The organism is Candidatus Poribacteria bacterium (assembly GCA_016866785.1).
Lineage (GTDB): Bacteria > Poribacteria > WGA-4E.
Genome location: VGLH01000008.1, coordinates 36546 through 55020 on the forward strand (window position 1 = coordinate 36546; position 18475 = coordinate 55020).

The following is an 18475-nucleotide window of genomic DNA, read 5'->3' on the forward strand; positions in this document are numbered from 1 at the left end:
TTCCCCGACTCGGAGGTGCGGATGAGCGGTCCTTTGACCGACTGTCAGGAGCGCGTCGACGAGTGGATTCGCACGATCGGCGTGCGCTACTACTCGGAGTTGACGAACACGGCGATCCTCATGGAGGAGGTCGGGGAAGTCGCTCGGATCATGGCGCGGCGTTACGGCGACCAGAGCTCCAAGGCATCCGACGAGCGCGTGGACCTCGGCGAGGAGATGGCGGACGTGCTCTTCGTCGTCTTCTGCTTGGCGAACCAGACGGGCGTCGATCTCGATGGCGCATTCGACGCCAAGATGCGTAAGCGCTCCGAGCGCGACGGCGAACGCCACCGGCTCAACCCGAAGCTCCGCGCGGAACCGGCGCACGAGGGCGGAGCCTAGCGCGCCGTCTATCAGTGATCCAGCCCACCATGGACGACCCGTCGCTTTGGATCGAGTTGGTTCCCGGCCTGATCGCCGCTGGCGTGCTGTTGCTCCTGTCGGCGTTCTTCTCCAGCTCCGAAACGGCGATCCTGTCGTTGACGAAGCTCCAGGTTCAGCGCTTCCGTGAACAGGGCGGACGCGCCAGCCTGGCGCTCGTGCGGTTCGTCGAACACCCCCGGCAACTTCTCATCACGGTTCTCGTCGGCAACACGTTCGTCAACATCGCGCTGGCGACGCTCGTGACATCAATGTTCCTCAGCGCGGGCCCCAGGGCGTTGGGCTGGGACACCGGCGCGCTGCTCACAGGGGCGCTGGTCGTCGGGACGACGCTGCTGCTGCTCTTCGGCGAGATTGCTCCAAAAACCTACGCGCTGCGGCATTCGGAACGCCTCGCCAGGGCGGTGGTGTTGCCGCTGTCGTTCGTCTCGTGGCTTCTGACGCCGATCCGCTCGACGCTCCGGCTCACCGTCGATGCCATCGCGCGGTTGCTCGGCTATCCCGATCTCGCCGGCGCCGAGTTCGTCACGCCCGACGAGCTGCGAAGCGCCATCAGCGAGAGCGAGGCGACCGGCGGACTGCGGGAACACGAGCGCGACTTCATCGACCGGATCGTCGAGCTCCGCGAGATGAGCGCGCGCGACATCATGGTTCCCAGGACGGAGATGGTATGCGTCGACATCGGCATGACGCTCGACGCGGCGCTGTCGGTGGCTCGCAGCGTCGGGCACTCGCGCGTCCCCATCTACGAAGGCGACGTCGACCACATCGCCGGAGTCCTCCACGTCAAAGACTTCCCGCGCTGGCATCGCCTCGACGTGCTCGACATGCCGCTGCGCGACCTGACCGAGCGGCGCTCGGAGCTCTTCCCGGATGACGCCGGAACGCTCATCCGCCCGCCGCTCTATCTGCCGGAGACGAAGCGCCTGAACGCGCTCTTGCGCGACTTCGCCGATGAACGCACACAGATGGCGATCCTGCTGGACGAGTACGGTGGAACCGCCGGGCTCATCACGCTCGAAGACATCGTCGAAGAGATCACCGGCGAGATCGCCGACGAGTACGACACACTCCACGAACCGGAGTACGTGGAGGAGTTGAGCGCCTCCATCCTTCGGACAGAGGGCGTGCAGCTTCCCGCGAAGCTGAGCCTCCGGACCGCGAGCCGCATCGTGCGCCACGCCTTCGATACGGACGTCGCCGACACTGTCGGCGGCTACGTCTACAGCCTTTTCGGGCGCGTTCCCATCGTCGATGAGACCGTCACAGACGACAACGGCTTCGAGTTCCGCATCGCTGCGATCACGGGAACGCGGATTCAGCGGGTCGTCGTTCGGCGAGAGATCGCCCCTGACGCCCACGAGGACGAGGCATGAGCGAACGCTGCCCACTGCCTCCGCCGATCATCCTCCCCAGCCGATTGCAGAGGATCGGCGTCTACATCTGGCTGTTCGTCGGGTCGGGCGCGCTCGTCGCGTGGGCTCAGACGGCAGAGCCTGTGACGCAAGGTTCCGCGATGGTCTGGGCTTACAGCGGGCTGTGTGCCGTGTGCGTTGTGCTTTCTGCGGTGATGTCCGGCTCGGAGACAGCCTTCCTCACCGCCAATCGCGCCCGCATCACCGCGCTCGCAGAAGCGGGGAACCGCCGAGCTCGGGCTCTGCTCGAGCTTTATGCCGTGCCGGAGCGCACGCAGACGACGACGCTCGTTGGGAACAACATCGTCAACGTCAGCGCGACGGCATTCTCTCTCATGCTGATCGAGACAGCAGCCGCCAATATGCAGCCGCAGTTTCGCGACACGCTGAACACTCTCGCGGTGACGCCGCTGTTGCTGGTATTCGGCGAGATCCTTCCCAAGTCGATTGCGCGAAGCCGTCCGGACATCTTCCTGAACCGCGTCGAGCCCCTGCTGGCGATGCTCGACTGGGCGCTGCGACCGGTGTCGTTCGTCGTGCTTCAGTTCGCGTACGTCCTGATGAAGCTGACCGGGCAGGAGGGCGAAGCCGAGATCGTCACGCGCGAGGATTTGCGGCTCCTCGCCGAGATGAGCGAATCCGAAGGCGTCATCCACCAAGAGCAGCGGAGGATGATCCACGCGGTTCTCGACCTGGACCAGCAACGCGTCGAGCAGGTGATGCGTCCTCTCGCCGACATCGTCTCGGTGGCAGAGGGAACGCCGTTCGATGCGTTTCTCGACCTCGTCGCCGAGACCGGGCACTCGCGGATCCCCGTTTACTGCGACCGGATCGACAACATCACCGGGACCATCCACATCCTCGACGTCGTGTATGCCGAGGCGAGCGCCGAGACCATCGACGGGTTCATCCGGCGGGAGCTCCTCTTCGTGCCGGAGACCAAGCGCGTTGCGACGCTCCTGGCGGAGCTGCGCTACCGGCGGAACCCGATGGCGTTCGTCGTCGACGAATACGGCGGCATCGTCGGGCTGGTCACCGTCGAAGACCTTGTCGAGGAGATCGTCGGCGAGATACGGGACGAACGCGACCGAGCCGGCGACGCCGTCCAGCTCAACGCGCGGACGATGTCGCTGGAGTGCGACGGCAAGATGGAGATCGATGCTCTCAACGACGAGCTCGACAAGGCGGGCATCCGAATCCCGCCCGGCGATTACGAGACGGTGGGCGGGTTCATCGTCCACGCGCTCGACAAGATTCCCCGCACCAACGATGTCGCCGAGACGGACGACCTGCTATTCATCGTGGTAGCGGCGGACGCCCGAAGCGTCCAGCGCGTTCGCATCGTCCGCAAGCGCGCGCGGGACAGCCGAAGACCCCTATCGACGGAATCCTAGGAGCCATCGATGGCGACATCCGACGACCGCTTGAAAGCGATGAATTACGAGTACCCGGAGCACATCCCGATTGGCGTCGGACTGCTGCCGGCGACGTGGATGCGCCACCGCGACAAGCTGGACGCCCTTGTCGCGCGCCATCCGATCATCTTCGGGCAGCAGGAGGTCGGCAAACGGAACTTCGACGCCGTCGGCGGAACCTACGCCGAGGGGAGCCACATCGACCGGTGGGGATGCGTCTGGGAGAACATCGAAGACGGCATGGAGGCGTACGTCAAAGGACACCCGCTCCCGACGCGGGAGTCGGTCCAAACGATGCGCGCTCCCGATCTGGTGGACGGCAGCTTCCCGCACGGGTTCATGTACCTGCGGCTCCAAGACCTGCGCGGTTTCGAGGAGCTGATGCTGGACATGGCAGAGGACCCGCCGGAGCTGAGGCAGCTCATCGATACGGTTCTCGACTACAACATGCGGAACCTCGAAGTCCGGCTGAAGGGACAGACCTATCCGCTCATGTCGTTCGGCGACGACCTGGGCATGCAGGAGAACCTGCCGATGGGTCCGGGGCTGTGGCGGAAGTACCTCAAGCCGTGCTTCGCCAAAATCTACGGCAGATGCCACGAGGCGGGGTTCGCCGTCTACATGCACACGGACGGGCATATCTGGGAGATCATCCCCGATCTGATCGAGTGCGGGGTCAACGTCGTGAACCCGCAGATTCGCGCGAACGGATTGGACAACCTCGTCGAGGTGTGCAGGGGCAAGGTGTGCGTCAACCTCGACTTGGACCGGCAACTCTTCCCGTTCTGCAAGCCCGAGGACATCGACGCGCACATCCGCGAAGCCGTCGAGAAACTGGGCGCTCCGGAGGGCGGGTTGTGGCTCTCCGCCGAGTGCGGACCCGACGTGCCCATCGACACGATCGAGGCGATCTGCGTGGCTCTCGAGAAGTACCGCGACTACTATCGTTGATGGGATCCGCTGAAACGCGCCCTTCGAGGCGAAAGGAGGTCAACCCATGTCGGACAGACAAGAACCCGAACGTCAGGCTCCCAAGCCGCCGCCCGCCAGCTTTCTCGGACTCGTCGAGATGTTCGTGAGCCAAGCCTACATGGGCATGGGCGGCGTCCAGGACCCCAAGACGGGCAAGCCGCTCATCGAGCTGGACTTCGCCAAGCATGCCATCGACATGCTGGAAGTGCTGGAGAACAAGACGAAGGGAAACCTGACCGCGCCGGAACGGAACTACCTCGAAAACGTGCTCTACGAGCTGCGGATGCGGTTCGTCCGTGTGTCCCAGAACCCGCCGGAAGTCGACGCAACGCCCGATAAGGCGGACGCGCCAGAGCCCGAGCCCGCCGAGTCGGGAGAGACCGCGCCAGAGCCCGGGGAGAAGGACGATGGCTAGACGGGATGCGGGAGACGCCCCGTACGCGCGCCCGGCAGCCGTCGCGGGCAAGTTCTACACGGCGTCGCAGGCGGCGCTGCGCAGTCAGGTCACGCGCATGCTGGGGGGCGAGCCGGACGAGCTCTCCGGCGAACTGCGGGGCGTCATCGTGCCTCACGCGGGCTACGTCTTTTCGGGAGCCATCGCGGCGCGGGCGTTCCGCCAAGTGATGGGCAGGAGCTACGACACGGTCGTTCTTCTGGGACCCAGCCACTACTACCGGTTCGACGGCGCGGCGGTTCACGCGCGAGGGTCGTTCCAGACGCCGCTGGGCGACGTGCTGATCGACGAGGCGTTCTGCGCCGATCTGCTGGCGGACCCGCTCTTCCACGACTCGCCGGCGATCCACGCGCCCGAGCACGACATCGAGGTTCAGCTTCCCTTCCTCCAGGAAGCCCTGTCGGGACCCTTCTCCATTGTCCCGGTCGTCATGCAGGACTTCTCGGACGCCAACTGTGGACGAGTCGCTGATGGGCTCTCGGAAGTCCTCGCCGGACGGAGCGCGCTCTTCGTCGTGACGACCGACCTGGCGCATTACCCAGCCTACGAGGACGCCGTCGAATCGGATCAGGCGATGGTGCGCGCCATCGAGAGCTTCGAGGGAGACGAGGTGCGGCGCCGGTCCGACGACTACATGTCGCGGAGCATTCGGAGCCTGCACTGCACGATGTGCGGCACGGGGCCCGTGATCGCTGGAATGGGGGTCGCGCGGAACCTCGGCGCGGCGGGCGTTCAGACGCTTCAGTACGCGAACTCCGGCGACGTGCCGATCGGAGGGCGCGATCAGGTCGTCGGGTACGTCGCGTCGGCGTTCGTCGCCGGTTCCACCGACGGACAGTCCCGGTCATCCCAGCAGCAGTCCATCGCGCAGGTATTGGGCGGCTCTGCTGACCTGCTGGGCGTCGAGACCCAGCGGGCTCTCCTGAGAATGGCGCGTGAGACCATCGAACGGCACGTCCAAAGCCAAGCTCCCATCCCACCGGAGCGATACGCGAGCTCCGGCGACGTCGCCGCCGACCTGCGCAAGCGGCGGGGGGCGTTCGTGACGCTCCACAAGGGCGGGCAGCTGCGCGGGTGCATCGGGCATATCGAGAACGACCTGCCGCTGTCGCAAGTCATCCCGCACATGGCGATCGCTGCCGCTACGGAGGACCCGCGCTTCAGGCGCGTCATGCCGCCGGAACTGGCGGAGCTCGACGTGGAGATCAGCGTCCTGACGCCGCCGCGCCGCGTGATGAACCTCGACGAGATCGAAGTGGGCAGGCACGGACTGATCGTCCGTCAGGGACGCCGCGCGGGGCTTCTTCTGCCGCAGGTGGCGACCGAACAAAACTGGAACCGCGCGCAATTCCTCGCCTATACTTGTGTGAAAGCCGGGCTGCAGCCGGATGCCTTCGGCGACGAGAGCACCGTCGTCGAGTGTTTCGAGGCTCAGGTGTTCTCCGCCGACACGGTCGAGTCGTCGACGGCGCGGCAAGACCACAAGTAGAGAAGGCTCGAACGTGAGCATCGCCGCGATCCGTGGAACACGAGACCTGCTGCCCGAAGAGATCGCCGCTCGCCGCGTGGCGTCGTGTCGAGGACGCCGCCCGCGACGTGTTCAGACGCTTCGGGTATCAGGAGATCCGCACGCCCATTTTCGAAGCGACGGAGCTCTTCGTGCGCGGCGTCGGCGAAGGCACGGACATCGTGGATAAGGAGATGTACACCTTCGAGGACAAGGGCGGGCGGAGCCTGACGCTGCGTCCCGAAGGCACGGCGGGAGTCGTCCGGGCGTGCATCGAGCACAATCTGCTGGCGACATCGCCGATCCGCAAGTTCTACTACACGGGTCCGATGTACCGATACGAACGCCCCCAGGCGGGGCGGTACCGCGAGTTCTGGCAGACGGGCATCGAGGCGTTCGGCGTCGCGGGTCCTTTGATGGACGCCGAAGTGCTCGTATGCGCCTATGAATTCTTGTCGGCTTTGGACATCAACGGGCTGATTGTCCAGTTGAACAGCATCGGCGACAGCGAGCGTCCCGACTACATCCGAGTGCTGAAGGCGTATGTCCAGCCGGAGCTGGAGCGCTACTGCCCGAAGTGCCAGCATCGCTACGAGACGAATCCGCTCCGTTTGCTCGACTGCAAGGTTCCGTCCTGCCGCGAGCTCGTCCAGGGCGCTCCCAAGACGGTCGAACACCTGACGAGCGAGTCGATGGAGCACCTGGTCAGGGTTCGGCGGCTGCTCGACCGGGCGAAGGTTCCCTATATCCTGAACCCGTTCATCGTGCGCGGACTCGACTACTACACGCACACGGTTTTCGAGGTCACCGCCGAAGGGCTCGGCTCGCAGGACGCCATCCTCGCCGGTGGTCGGTACGACCGGCTCATGGAAGTCGTCGGCGGGAAGCCCAGCCCAGGCGTCGGGTTCGCCGCCGGGATCGACCGGCTCGTCATGGCGATTCAGGCGCAGGAACCGGCTGCCACCGGTTCGTTTGGAATCGACGTCTATATCGCGCGGATCGGAGACGCGCCGCCGGAGCCGGCGTACGACCTCGCCATCGCCCTGCGCCGCGCCGGGATTGCGGTCGAGATGGACTACGAAGGCAGAAGCCTGCGAGCACAGATGAAATCGGCGAACGCCCTCGGCGTTTCGCACACGCTGCTCTTGGGAGAGGATGAGATCGCCCGCGAGAGCGTGACCGTCCGTCAGATGGACACGGGAGCCCAAGAGACGCTCCCGCTGACGGACGTCGTCGCCTATCTCGCCGGGCGCGCGAATCGCCCTCCGCTCGGATGATTCGGCACGGGACGGTCCGACGACCCCTGGCGCCACGCGGAGTCGGGTTCCCGTGTTCGCCCAATGATCGACACAGCCCGATCTCATGAATCGAGGTTAGGATACGATGCTGACTAGGCGTACGTCGTACTGCGGCGCGCTGCGCGCCTCCCATGTCGGGACAGAACAGGTCGTCACCGGGTGGGTGCAGCGCCGCCGGGACCATGGAGGACTCATCTTCATCGACCTGCGCGACCGCACCGGGATCATCCAGGTCGTGCTCGACCCGTCGCAGAGCCCGGATGCCCACTCGGTCGGCGAAGACGTGAGGACGGAATACGTCCTCGGCGTGCGGGGCAAGGTTCGCCCGCGCCCCGAAGGAACGGTGAACCCCAACCTGCCGACCGGCGAGGTCGAGGTGCTGGCGTCCGAGGCGGAGATACTCAGCGCGTCGGCGACGCCGCCGTTCCTGATCGAGGACGGGATCGACGTCAGCGAAGATGCCCGGCTGACCTACCGCTATCTCGATCTACGCCGACCCCGGATGCTCCACAACATCACGCTCCGCCATCGGGTTCTCCAGACGGTGCGCCGGTACTTCGACGAACACGGCTTCATCGAGGTCGAAACGCCGATCCTGACCAAGAGCACGCCGGAAGGCGCGCGCGACTTTCTGGTTCCCAGCCGTCTCAGCCCGGGCGAGTTCTACGCGCTGCCGCAGAGCCCGCAGCTCTTCAAGCAGATGCTGATGATCGCCGGACTCGACCGCTACATCCAGATCGTCCGCTGCTTCCGCGACGAGGACCTGCGGGCGGACCGCCAGCCGGAGTTCACCCAGATCGACGTCGAGATGTCCTTCTCCGGTCAGGAGGAGGTCTTCGCGACGATTGAGGGACTGATGGTCGAACTCCTGAAGCTGATCGACGTCGAGATCGAGACTCCGTTCCGGCGCATTCCCTACGCGGAGGCGATGGGGACCTACGGATCGGACAAACCGGACATCCGGTTCGGTCTGGAGCTCCGCGACGTGTCCGACATTGCCGCCGAGTGCGAGTTCCGGGTCTTCCGCGCCACGCTGGAGAAGGACGGGATCGTCAAGGGCGTGTGCGTGCCAGACGGCGTCGCGTCGTTCTCGCGCAAGGATTTGGACAACCTGACGACATGGGTGAACACCTACGGCGCGAAGGGCTTGGCGTGGATGCGCGTCACCGAGGACGGGATGGACTCGCCCATCGCCAAGTTCTTCACGGCGGAGCAGTTGGCGTCGCTCCGGGCGAAGATGGAAGCCAAGGCGGGCGATCTGCTGCTGTTCGTCGCCGACCGCCCGAAGGTGGTTCACGACGCGCTGGGACAGTTGCGCCTCCACCTGGCGCGGCGGCTGGGACTGATGGACCCGAACCAGTATGCCTTCGCGTGGGTGGTGGACTTCCCGCTCGTCTCGTGGAACGAGACGGAGAAGCGGTGGGACTCCGAGCACCATCCCTTCACGTCGCCGAACTACGACGACTTGGAATGGCTCGACAAGGACCCGTCGAAGGTGCGGTCGTACGCCTATGACCTGTCGATGAACGGCAACGAGATCTTCGGCGGGAGCGTGCGGATCCACAGCCGGGACGTGCAGGAGCGCATCTTCCGGCTGCTCAACCTGACGGACGAGGACATCTCGGTGCGGTTCGGGTTCTTCCTGCGGGCGCTGCAATACGGCGTCCCGCCGCACGCCGGGATCGCGGGCGGACTCGACCGTATCGTCATGCTGTTGGCGGGCGAACAGTCGATCCGCGACGTCATCGCGTTCCCCAAGACGCAGAAGGGAACCTGTCCCGTCACGGACGCCCCCTCGCCGGTTCCGTCGAAGCAGTTGGACGATCTCTTCGTCCAGCTCAAACGGCTGCCGGACAAGGAGAAGCCGTGAACCTTCCGGTCGTCGCCATCGTCGGGCGGCCCAACGTCGGTAAGTCGTCGCTCTTCAATCGGATGATCGGGCGGCGACTCGCCGTCGTGGAGGACACGCCGGGCGTCACCCGCGACCGCCTCTACGCGGAGGCGTCGTGGGGCGGTCGGACGTTCTCCGTCGTGGACACGGGAGGACTCGACCTGCTGCCCGACGATCCGGTCATCGACCGCGTCAAGACGCAAGTCGAGGTGGCGATCCGCGAGGCATCCGTCATCCTCTTCGTCGTCGACGTCATCGCCGGCATCACGGGCGATGACATCCTCGTGGCGGAGAGTCTGCGAACCACGAGCAAGCCGGTGCTCGTCGTAGCGCACAAGGCGGACCATCCGGGGCTGGACGCGAACGCCGCAGAAGCCTACGAGCTGGGTTTCGCCGATGTGTTCCCGGTGTCGTCCATCCACCGCCACGGGATCAGCGACCTGATGGACGCGACGGTCAGCTTGCTGCCCGAAGCGGGAGAACCTCTGACGGACGCGGACGAACGCCGCCCGATCCGCATCGCCATCGTCGGAAAGCCGAACGCCGGGAAATCATCCATCATCAACGCGCTGATCGGCGAGGAGCGCGTCATCGTCGACGACCGTCCGGGCACGACGCGCGACGCGATCAACGTCCGGTTCGAGTGGCAGTCCAACGAGTTCGAGCTCGTGGACACCGCCGGGATGCGCCGCCGCACGCGGATCGAAGCTCGTAGCGTCGAACAGCACGCGGTTCTTCGCGCGACGACGAGCATCGAACGGTGCGATGTCGCGTGGCTCGTGCTGGACGTCACGCAGGAGATATCGCACCAGGACAAGGCGATCGCCGACCTGGTGGATCGGCACGGCAAGCTCTGCATCCTCGTCGCCAACAAGTGGGACCTGGTCGAGAAGGACCACACGACCTTCAACGAGTTCACGGAGTGGGTCCGCGACTCGTTCAGGGCGTTCGATTATCTGCCGATCGTCTTCACGTCGGCGGTCACGCGGCAGCGGCTGGACAATCTGCTGGAGCTGAGCCTGCGTCTCTACACGGCGGGGGCTACCCGCGTGCCGACGGCCGAGCTCAACGACTTCCTACGCCAGACCGTCGTTCAACAGGCTCCGGCGCTCGTGCGGGGCAGGAGACCCTCGCTGAAATACATCACGCAGGTAGACGTGCTGCCCCCGACGTTCGCTGTCTTCACGAACCTGCCCGAGTCGGTTCCCGACAGCTACACGCGCTTCCTGGCGAGCCGCATCCGCGACCAATTCGGCTACGAGGGCGTGCCGCTTCGCATCCTGTATCGCCAGTCGGGGAACCGGACGCGCTGAGCGGTTCGGGACATGCGGGTTACCGAACTTGCGTGGGTAACGGTGTCTTTCCGTCGGTGAGACGTACCGCTCCGGGCTGTCGTTGGTACCCGAAGGTCAGTCGCGGCGGCGGAAGACGGCGAAGAGCTCGCATCCGCGCCGGCGTTCGACGGAGTCTTCGGGGACGAAGAGCGTCTCTTCCTCGAAGCAGGGCGTGAACCGCTCGCGAATCTCCTCGACGGAGACAGGGAACGGCGGTCCGTCGGGCGGGAGGATCGCATAGAAGAGCGCGACGAGCCTTCCGCCCGGCTTGAGCATCCGATGGACGGCGCGGACGTAGTCGTCGCGGCGCGCGGGGTCGATGGCGCAGAAGCAGGTGTGTTCGACGACCGTATCGAACGCGCCGTCGTGCTCGTCGCCGGGGTCGAGGATGTCCTGCTGCACGAACCGAAGCGGGAGTTCCTTGCCGGCGGTGAGCGCCGTCGCCTCGCGCACGGCGGCGTCTGAGAAGTCGAACCCGACGACCTGCCAGCCGTTCTCGGCGAAGAATCGCGCGTCATTCCCCTTGCCGCACCCAACGACGACGAGCCGCCCTCGCGCTTCGCCATCCAGAGATCGGACATAGGACACCAACGGCGGGGCGGGCTGCCCGAGGTCCCAGCCAGCCGTGTTCGTCTCGTATCGCTCGTTCCAGAAGGCGACGCTGCGGTAGTCCAGACCTGCCTCGTCCCTCACCGGCTCCATCCTCCCCATCGTCCTGGGCGATCCCCATCTGCCCGGTAACCATGCGGATCGCCATCAGTTCCGGTTGACGATGGCGATGACGAGAACAGTGGTCGCCGCCGTAGCGACGGTGAAGCGGATGATGCTGGCGATTCGATCCCAGGCGTTCGTCATCTTCTCGACCATGACGCGCGTCGGCACGACGATGATATCCCCCTCCCGCAGCCGCTCGACTTCGTCCACACGGAATACGAGCCCGTTCGTGCGGAGAACATGGATGCCATCCTTGTCGGCATCGGCTGCGAGTCCACCCGCGAACGCGAGGTAGTGCTTGATCTCCAGCTTCGGGTTGAACGTGAACGTTCCGGGACGTGCCGCCGCACCAGCCACGACGACGGTCGCAAGCCGACGCGGAATCTCCAGATGATCGAGTTGCCGCAGGTAGAGATCGTCAGCCCCTCTCGGAGACCGCAGGATACCCGGCAGGTCGATCACGACGCGGTCGGATTCGATGAGCTCCTCGATCTTCCGCGCCGGCGTCACGAGATTGACGACCTTGGGAATCGCCGAGGGGCTCGCTGCCGATGTCGGGAGGGTGGATTTCATCTTCGCCGCTTCCGAAGTCGCGTCACCGGTCACGACGACGGAGCCGCCCGTTTCGCTTGTCGTGGCGCCATCCGTCCCACTTTCGGTGCCGTTCTCGGTCGCGCCGGTCAGCCCAGGAGCGATGCCTGCGAACGCGCCGACGAGGGGCGTCGCCACCTGTTCCAGCGTTTCAGTGAGCGGCTCGATCTGCGCCCCCTGCTTCTGTGCCTCGAACCTCGCGCGGGCTAGCGCTCGCTCGAAGGCGAGTTCGTTCGTCGCGTCGAGCGTCTTCCACAGGTCCTTGAGCGCCTGGCGCTGGGTCTGGTTAGCGATGTTCTCGCTGGCTCGCGTGAAGACGGCTCCCTCGGCGTTACCGAGCTGTGTCAGCCCGCCCGCCTTGCGCACCAGATCGCTGATCCGGTCGTCCAACTCGATGGCGTAGGTTCCGGGATACATGACTTCGCCGGTGATGGTGACCATGCGTGGGACATCGCGGAAGAGCGTCCGGCTCATGACGGAAAGCACATCGCCAGGCTCCAGCTCGATGTTGTGCTGCGGATCGCCAGCGGCGGCTTTCGCAAGGTTCACCCAGACGACGTTCGTCTGCTTGTCGGTGCGCGCGCGGGCGATCTGTCCCTCTTCGCGCGCGTTCGGGAGAACCCCTCCTGCGACGTAGAGGGCGTCCTGAACGCGCATCCCCTCGGTGTGTGGGTAGACGTCGGGGTTCTGGACCGCGCCGAAGATGGAGATGACGTCCTCCGGCACGTATTCCGCCTCGCGGATCGTGGCGACGCGGAGCATGTCGCCGTCGCGGAGCGGGATGTCCGCGGACTCGTCGCCGGACAGAACCGCTTCGAGGTTCACGGCGATGGCGCGTTGGCGCTCCCAGTCGTCCATGTAGCGCAGCAGGTCGGCGCGCTTGAGATAGGCGTTCGGGAGAATGCCTCCGGCGCGCATCAGCAGGTCGCTGACCCGCATGTTCTCGGTGCGGGGGAACGTGTCGCCCTTTTGGACGGCTCCTATGACGCTCACCTCGCGCGGGGCTTCCCAGCGGGCGTCTTTGAGGTGGTAGATGACGAGCTCGTCTTCGGGCTGGAGCGGCAGATCGGCTGGGGCATGTCCCGCAAGGATCGCCGCCAGGTCGAGGGCCCGGCTGATTCCGACGCGATCCCAACGCGCTTCCTTGCGCAGGAGCAGCCCCAGCGGCGCATGATCCGGGAGAACGCCTCCGGCTCGGAACAGAGCGTCGCTGACGCGCATGTTCTCGGCAAAGGGAACCAGACCCGGCGTCTGCACGGCTCCCGTGACGCGGACTTCGAGATGGGGCTGCCAACGGGCTTCGTCGTGCGTCAGCACCAAGAGCACATCGCCATCCTGCACGCGGAGGTCCGTCTCCGGCGTCAGCTTCGTCAGGTCGACGGGCAGGCTCCGCGCGAGCCGGTTACGCGCGTCGACACGGAGCAGCAGCGCGTGTTGCGCGTAGCCGTCGGGCAGAGCGCCCCCGGCGAGACGCAGCAGATCGGACAGCCGCATGTCGTCGGAGCGCGGGTAGTTGCCGGGGCGTGTGACGGCTCCCTGGGCGGCGGCGATCCGCTCCGGATGCCACGACACCTCAAAGGTCGAGTAGACCGTCAGCCGGTCGTGCGGCTGGAGAGGCACGTTGGCATCAGGATTCCCGTCGAGAGCCGCGTTCAGGTCGATGGGAATGAGCGTCGTCGTCCGCTGATCGGCGTTCCGTCGGAAGAGGTCGGCGCGGTCGCGGTGGGCTTCGCCGCGCAGTCCACCGGCGAGCTGGATCGCGTCGGTGGCGCGCATGCCCGCGCGGAACTGGTAGATACGCGGCTGCTTGACGAACCCCCGGACCTGGATCGTATCGACCGGCTCCGACAGGACGGGATAGACGGTCACGCGGTCGCCGTCGAACAGCGCGGGAGCGTCGGCAAGATTGCCTGTCGCGTCGAGCGTGCGGATGACGCGCTGGGAATGGTCGTCGACGGATTCGATCTGCACGGTCTTAGCGAACCCGCTGGGGCGGATGCCCAGCGCCATCTCGACGAGCTCGGGGAACCCCTCGTCGTCGGCGAGCTCGTAGATCGCGGGTCTTTGGAACTCGCCGATGGCGGCGACTTGCCGTCGTACGGGCCCGATCCAGATTTCGTCGCCGCCTTCGAGCTTCATGTCCTGTTCGGAGTCGCCGTGGAGCAGGTAACGGTAGAAATCGACCCGGTGGGTCTTCGTGCCGCGCCGGAGGGTGATGTTCCGCAACGAGCCCGAGTCGCTGGGGCCCCCGCTCACGTAGAGGGCGTTGAAGAGCGTCGCGGCGGCGCTGATCGCGTAGCTGCCGGGACGGTAGGCGTTGCCCACGATGGAGACCTGGATCGTCCGCAGCCTCTCGAAGGTCGCGACGACGCGCGTATCGGCGAAGGTCGTCCGGGCGATGAGATCGCGCGCCGCCGACTCGAACTGTTCCAGCGTCATCCCGGCGACGACGAGGGTTCCATGCGGTGGGAGCACGACCTGACCGTCTTTGGACACGGTGAGTGTGACCGTCTCCGGCGGCTTCCCGGCTGTTTCCGACCAGGAGATGATGATCAACTGGTCGCCGGGCTGGATGACCTGGTTGTGCGGAATGCTCAGCAGGACGTTCGAATCGAGCAGATCGGTCGGACCCACGAAGCCGGAGATGGCGTCCTTGATGATCGCACTCGCCGGCGGCAGTCCCTGGCGGATGGGCGACGGCGTCTCGGTGGAACCGCTGCGAGCTCGGCGACGACCGGTCTCGGTTCCCTCAGCGTCTTCTGCGTCGAGCCGGGGTTCCTGCAGGAGGCGGACCTGGTTCTCCAGGTTCTTGATGTAGCTGCGGCTGCCCTGAAAGTAGTCGATCCCAAAGCGCTGGACGAGCTGCTGCGACTCGTCGAAGACCTGACGGCGGGCTTCCTCTTCGGCGTCGAGCAGCATCGCTTGCTCGTCGAGGGTTTCGGACGTCGGCGTCCGCCGTTTCGTCGGGACGATGATGAGGTCGCCAGCGCGGAGCGGCTCGTCGCTGCGGGCGAAGGTTCCGTCCCGGCGTAGGACGCGCACGCGCTCGGCATCGGCGTATTCCGTTGTGCCGCCGGCGAGCCGGATGTAGTCGCGCACCGCCAGCATCGGCTGGTAGAGGAAGGACATCGAGCGCGCGACCGCGCCGGTCACGACGATCCGCGCGAGAACCGTCGCGTCGATAGCCGCGTCGTCGATGGGCTGCTCGGGCTGGGGCTCGGCGACGTCCGCCGGTTCGGGTTCCAGCGGCAGACGGGGAACCAGGATCGTGTCGCCGGGCAGGAGATGGGTGATCTCGTCAGCGCGCTTGAGCTGACCGTTGGCGCGCAGGACGCGCACGGCGTCGCGGTCGGCGTCGGCGTCGTAGCCGCCTGTCGCCGCGATCAACTCGTCGAGGGTCCGCCGAGGGTCGTAGGGGAAACTCCGACCACGCACGACGGCTCCGATGACGCGGACGCCGCGCTGCTCGTCGGGCGTCGTCGGGACGGCGATTTTGGTCGGCTCGGGCTTCTCGCCGGGCTTGGCGGCAGGGGGGGCGCCGGGCGTGGGCCGCGCCGTCGTCGGAACGCCTTCTGCCTCGGCGGACATGACGATGAGCGTGTCGCCGCGCTCCAGTTCCGTCTTAGGCATCAACGGGAGCATCGTCCCGTCGGGCTTGAGAACCTGCACGTACACCTCTTCCGCGTCCTTGGCGTCCATCCCGGCGAGGAGCAGGTAGTCGCGCGGCTCGAGGCGCTCATCGAAGGGCATGGGTCCGGGGCGGCTGACATCGCCGAGGACGTACACGCTGCGCCGGAAGACGTCGCGTTCCTGCGGCGTCAGCACGGTGGACTTGCGTTCGGCGGAGCGGTCGGCGCTCTGGTCGCCTGTCGCGGTCGTCGGCTTGCGGGGTTCCTGCTGTCGTGGTTGGGTCTGCGTCGGGAGAAGACGCGGCGTTGCGCGGGGTCGTTGACTCGCTGGGTTCGACGTGGAGCTCTGTCCCCAAGCGGAAAGAGCGATCGCGAGGGTCGCCCATACGGTCGTCCACACCAAGGAACGCGCCAGACGGGCGCTCGCAGATCGCATAGCCGCTCCTCGAAGGATTCCAGCCGTCGGGACAGAGGGCGGGCGCTTGGCAGCGCCGCAGTCCCGATGATACTCTTACGCGCAATCGCCGCGCAATGGAAAGCACGCCCGTGCCCAACCGGTTCCCATCGTGAAGATGCCCCTTCGCCTGCTCATCGCGCTAACGCTCGCACTGTGCGCCTTGCCCGCCGTCGCTGCGGAACCGACGGGGACGCTCACCGGCGTCGTCCGCGCCCAAGTCACCCAAAAGCCCATCGCCAATGCCCATGTGAGCTGTGGAGCCTACACGGCACAGGCGGACGAGAAGGGCGAGTTCGTTCTGGAGGACATTCCAGCGGGCGTCTATTCCGTGTCGGCGAACGCACCCGGCTATGGCGGTCGGCTCATCACGGACGTCCAAGTATCTAGCGGGCGGGTCGCTCGGATACTGCTCGAACTACATCCCGATGAACCGGACGTGACGCAGCTCGAAAGCGTCCACGTCCAGGCGAGCCCCTTCACAGGGAGCTCGCGCGCGGCGACCAGCGCCGTCCGGCTGAACCGCTTCGAAATGCAGCGAACCGTCGGCGCCGCGTGGGACATCCAGCGCGTCTTCGGCTCTCAGCCCGGCGCGACGACCAGCTCCGACCTCACGAACAACCTCGTCGTGCGCGGCGGCAACCCGACCGAGAACCTCATCCGCGTCGACGATATCGAAGCCCTCAGCATCAGCCATATCGCCGCGCAGGGCGAGTCGGGCGGCGCTATCGGCTTAGTGAACCTCGACTTCGTCCGCGACACGGAGTTCTTTACGGGCGGGTTCCCCGCCGAGTACGGCGGCAAGCTATCGTCCGTGCTGGACATCCGCCTGCGTGAGGGGAACCGCGAGCGGCTCGGCGGCGAAATCGAGCTCTCGATGGCGGGATTCGGCGGAGGACTGGAGGGCCCCCTTCAGGGTGGACGCGGTTCGTGGGTCGCCTCGTACCGGCAGAGCTTTCTCGACCTGCTCAAGGAGCCCGCGCGTCTGACGGCGATCCCGCACTACGACGACGCGCACGCGAAGGTCGTCCTCGACCTGTCCGACTCCCATCGGCTGTCGTGGGTCGGCATCGGTGGGCGCAGCGATGTCGATATCCAATGGGTGCGGAACGTCGACCGCGCCGTCTACGACGGGTTCAAGCTGCTCACGGGCGGGACGTGGTCGGCGATCTGGGGAGAGAGCGCCGCGTCGCGTGTGACCTTGTCCCACGTCGCCAGCGTGGACGATTCGCAGATCTGGCAGGCGAAGCCGGAGCCCATCTACGACAGCCATTCGGCGAGCCGCGAGACCGCCGTCGCAGGCGCGCTCGACATCGGCGCGGACGAGAACAACGCGTGGCGGCTCGGGGCGGAGCTCCGCCGGATCGAGTTCCGCTATCGGATCGGTTCCGAGGATTGGAACGGGTTCAGCGAGAACGCCGGCAGGATCGTCTACATCGAGGAGCACGAGGTCGATGTGCGGCACGTCGGGTGGCGGCTCAGCGGCTACGCGCATCGGGACTGGACGCCCGTCCGCCCGCTGAGCGTCCGGCTTGGCGTGCGCGGTCAGAGGTTCACGCTGACGGACGCGTCGAGCGTGGACCCGCGCATCGGTCTGCGCTGGACGGTCGCGCCGCAGACCTCGCTGAGCCTGAGCGGCGGGATCTACCATCAGTCGCCGACGACGCTGGAGCTCGTCCTGGACCCGACGAACCTGGAGCTGCAAGACTTCGAGGCGTGGCATGCCGTCGCGGGATTCGAGCGGCGGTTCGCGGGGGCGTCGCGCCTGCTGATCGAAGCCTATCGGAAGGAGTACCGCGACCTGCCGATCCGCGAAGACGAGACCCTCGCCGGATCGAACGCGCTGAGGAACCTCGGCAGGAAGCAGGTGCAGGGCGTCGATCTGCTGCTGGAGAAGCGCATCCGGAAGGGTCCCTACGGGTCGATCATCCTGTCGCTGTCGGACTCGAAGTCGCGCGACGCCCAGGGCGCGTGGTACCCGGACGACTACGACATCCGCCGCCTCGTGTCGGTGTCGGGCGGGGTTCCGCTGATCGCGGGATGGACGCTCGGCGGCAAGTGGAGGCTCGTCGGCGGCAGACCCTACACGCTCCTGCCCATCCGTCCGAACGACGTGGGGGGTTACGATCTGGACCCGGACTTCGAGGCGCGGAACACCGTGCGCTATCCGGACTACCGGCGGCTCGACCTACGGATCGACCGGCGATTGGAGCTGGGCGGGTGGGGCGTGTCGCTGTTCTTGGAGGTCCAGAACGTCACGAATCGGGACAACGTCTACGCCTGGCAGTTCGACCGCGTGGATGGGGAACTGAAGCCCATCCTTCAGTTCCAGCGGCTGACCATCATGGGAATCATCGCGGATTTCTGAGGTGGGAGCGATG

11 protein-coding genes and 1 pseudogene are annotated in these 18475 nt (G+C 66.2%); 10 read left to right on the forward strand and 2 right to left on the reverse strand.

Features of this window, described 5'->3' with window-relative positions; genetic code table 11:
* The first annotated feature begins 21 nt into the window (after window positions 1–21).
* The 9 genes and pseudogenes from FJZ36_02335 to FJZ36_02375 all read left to right on the forward strand — a co-directional run bounded on the left by FJZ36_02335 (window position 22) and on the right by FJZ36_02375 (window position 10685).
* A complete protein-coding gene (locus FJZ36_02335; GenBank protein MBM3213739.1) occupies window positions 22–381 on the forward strand; it encodes a nucleotide pyrophosphohydrolase in 360 nt (119 codons plus the stop codon).
* Window positions 382–410: 29 nt separating this feature from the next.
* A complete protein-coding gene (locus FJZ36_02340) occupies window positions 411–1796 on the forward strand; it encodes an HlyC/CorC family transporter (GenBank protein MBM3213740.1) in 1386 nt (461 codons plus the stop codon).
* Window positions 1793–3229 (forward strand): HlyC/CorC family transporter, encoded by a 1437-nt coding sequence (locus FJZ36_02345; protein MBM3213741.1) that lies wholly within the window; start codon window positions 1793–1795, stop codon window positions 3227–3229. Before FJZ36_02340 ends, FJZ36_02345 begins: the two co-directional genes overlap by 4 nt.
* A 9-nt stretch (window positions 3230–3238) precedes the next feature.
* On the forward strand, window positions 3239–4201 hold the full coding sequence (locus tag FJZ36_02350; GenBank protein MBM3213742.1) for a hypothetical protein: 963 nt from the start codon (window positions 3239–3241) through the stop codon (window positions 4199–4201).
* 46 nt (window positions 4202–4247) lie between these two features.
* Window positions 4248–4637, forward strand: a complete 390-nt coding sequence (locus FJZ36_02355; GenBank protein MBM3213743.1) for a DUF1844 domain-containing protein — start codon at window positions 4248–4250, stop codon at window positions 4635–4637.
* Window positions 4630–6165 carry an AmmeMemoRadiSam system protein B gene (gene amrB / locus FJZ36_02360; GenBank protein MBM3213744.1) on the forward strand — a complete coding sequence of 512 codons (1536 nt, stop codon included), beginning with the start codon at window positions 4630–4632 and terminating at the stop codon, window positions 6163–6165. Before FJZ36_02355 ends, amrB begins: the two co-directional genes overlap by 8 nt.
* Window positions 6065–7460: pseudogene (locus tag FJZ36_02365) on the forward strand (histidine--tRNA ligase). Before amrB ends, FJZ36_02365 begins: the two are co-directional and overlap by 101 nt.
* Window positions 7461–7566: 106 nt before the next feature.
* Window positions 7567–9351, forward strand: coding sequence for an aspartate--tRNA ligase (gene aspS, locus FJZ36_02370; GenBank protein ID MBM3213745.1), 1785 nt, complete (start codon window positions 7567–7569; stop codon window positions 9349–9351).
* Window positions 9255–10685, forward strand: coding sequence for a ribosome biogenesis GTPase Der (locus FJZ36_02375; GenBank protein ID MBM3213746.1), 1431 nt, complete (start codon window positions 9255–9257; stop codon window positions 10683–10685). Before aspS ends, FJZ36_02375 begins: the two co-directional genes overlap by 97 nt.
* 96 nt (window positions 10686–10781) lie before the next feature.
* Here the strand turns inward: FJZ36_02375 and FJZ36_02380 are convergent, their stop codons facing one another.
* Window positions 10782–11417 (reverse strand): methyltransferase domain-containing protein, encoded by a 636-nt coding sequence (locus FJZ36_02380; GenBank protein MBM3213747.1) that lies wholly within the window; start codon window positions 11415–11417, stop codon window positions 10782–10784.
* Between the two features lie 45 nt (window positions 11418–11462).
* Window positions 11463–16076 carry a hypothetical protein gene (locus FJZ36_02385; protein ID MBM3213748.1) on the reverse strand — a complete coding sequence of 1538 codons (4614 nt, stop codon included), beginning with the start codon at window positions 16074–16076 and terminating at the stop codon, window positions 11463–11465.
* A gap of 130 nt (window positions 16077–16206) precedes the next feature.
* Between FJZ36_02385 and FJZ36_02390 the strand changes: the two genes are divergently transcribed.
* A complete protein-coding gene (locus tag FJZ36_02390; protein MBM3213749.1) occupies window positions 16207–18462 on the forward strand; it encodes a TonB-dependent receptor in 2256 nt (751 codons plus the stop codon).
* The last annotated feature ends 13 nt before the right edge of the window (window positions 18463–18475 follow it).

Excerpts from the sequence above, each read along its gene's own strand:
- FJZ36_02335 (MBM3213739.1), top strand. The coding sequence starts at position 22 with ATGAGCGGTCCTTTGACCGACTGTCAGGAGCGCGTCGACGAGTGGATT.
- FJZ36_02340 (MBM3213740.1), top strand. The coding sequence starts at position 411 with ATGGACGACCCGTCGCTTTGGATCGAGTTGGTTCCCGGCCTGATCGCC.
- FJZ36_02345 (MBM3213741.1), top strand. The coding sequence starts at position 1,793 with ATGAGCGAACGCTGCCCACTGCCTCCGCCGATCATCCTCCCCAGCCGA.
- FJZ36_02350 (MBM3213742.1), top strand. The coding sequence starts at position 3,239 with ATGGCGACATCCGACGACCGCTTGAAAGCGATGAATTACGAGTACCCG.
- FJZ36_02355 (MBM3213743.1), top strand. The coding sequence starts at position 4,248 with ATGTCGGACAGACAAGAACCCGAACGTCAGGCTCCCAAGCCGCCGCCC.
- amrB (MBM3213744.1), top strand. The coding sequence starts at position 4,630 with ATGGCTAGACGGGATGCGGGAGACGCCCCGTACGCGCGCCCGGCAGCC.
- aspS (MBM3213745.1), top strand. The coding sequence starts at position 7,567 with ATGCTGACTAGGCGTACGTCGTACTGCGGCGCGCTGCGCGCCTCCCAT.
- FJZ36_02380 (MBM3213747.1), bottom strand. The coding sequence starts at position 11,417 with ATGGGGAGGATGGAGCCGGTGAGGGACGAGGCAGGTCTGGACTACCGC.
- FJZ36_02385 (MBM3213748.1), bottom strand. The coding sequence starts at position 16,076 with ATGCGATCTGCGAGCGCCCGTCTGGCGCGTTCCTTGGTGTGGACGACC.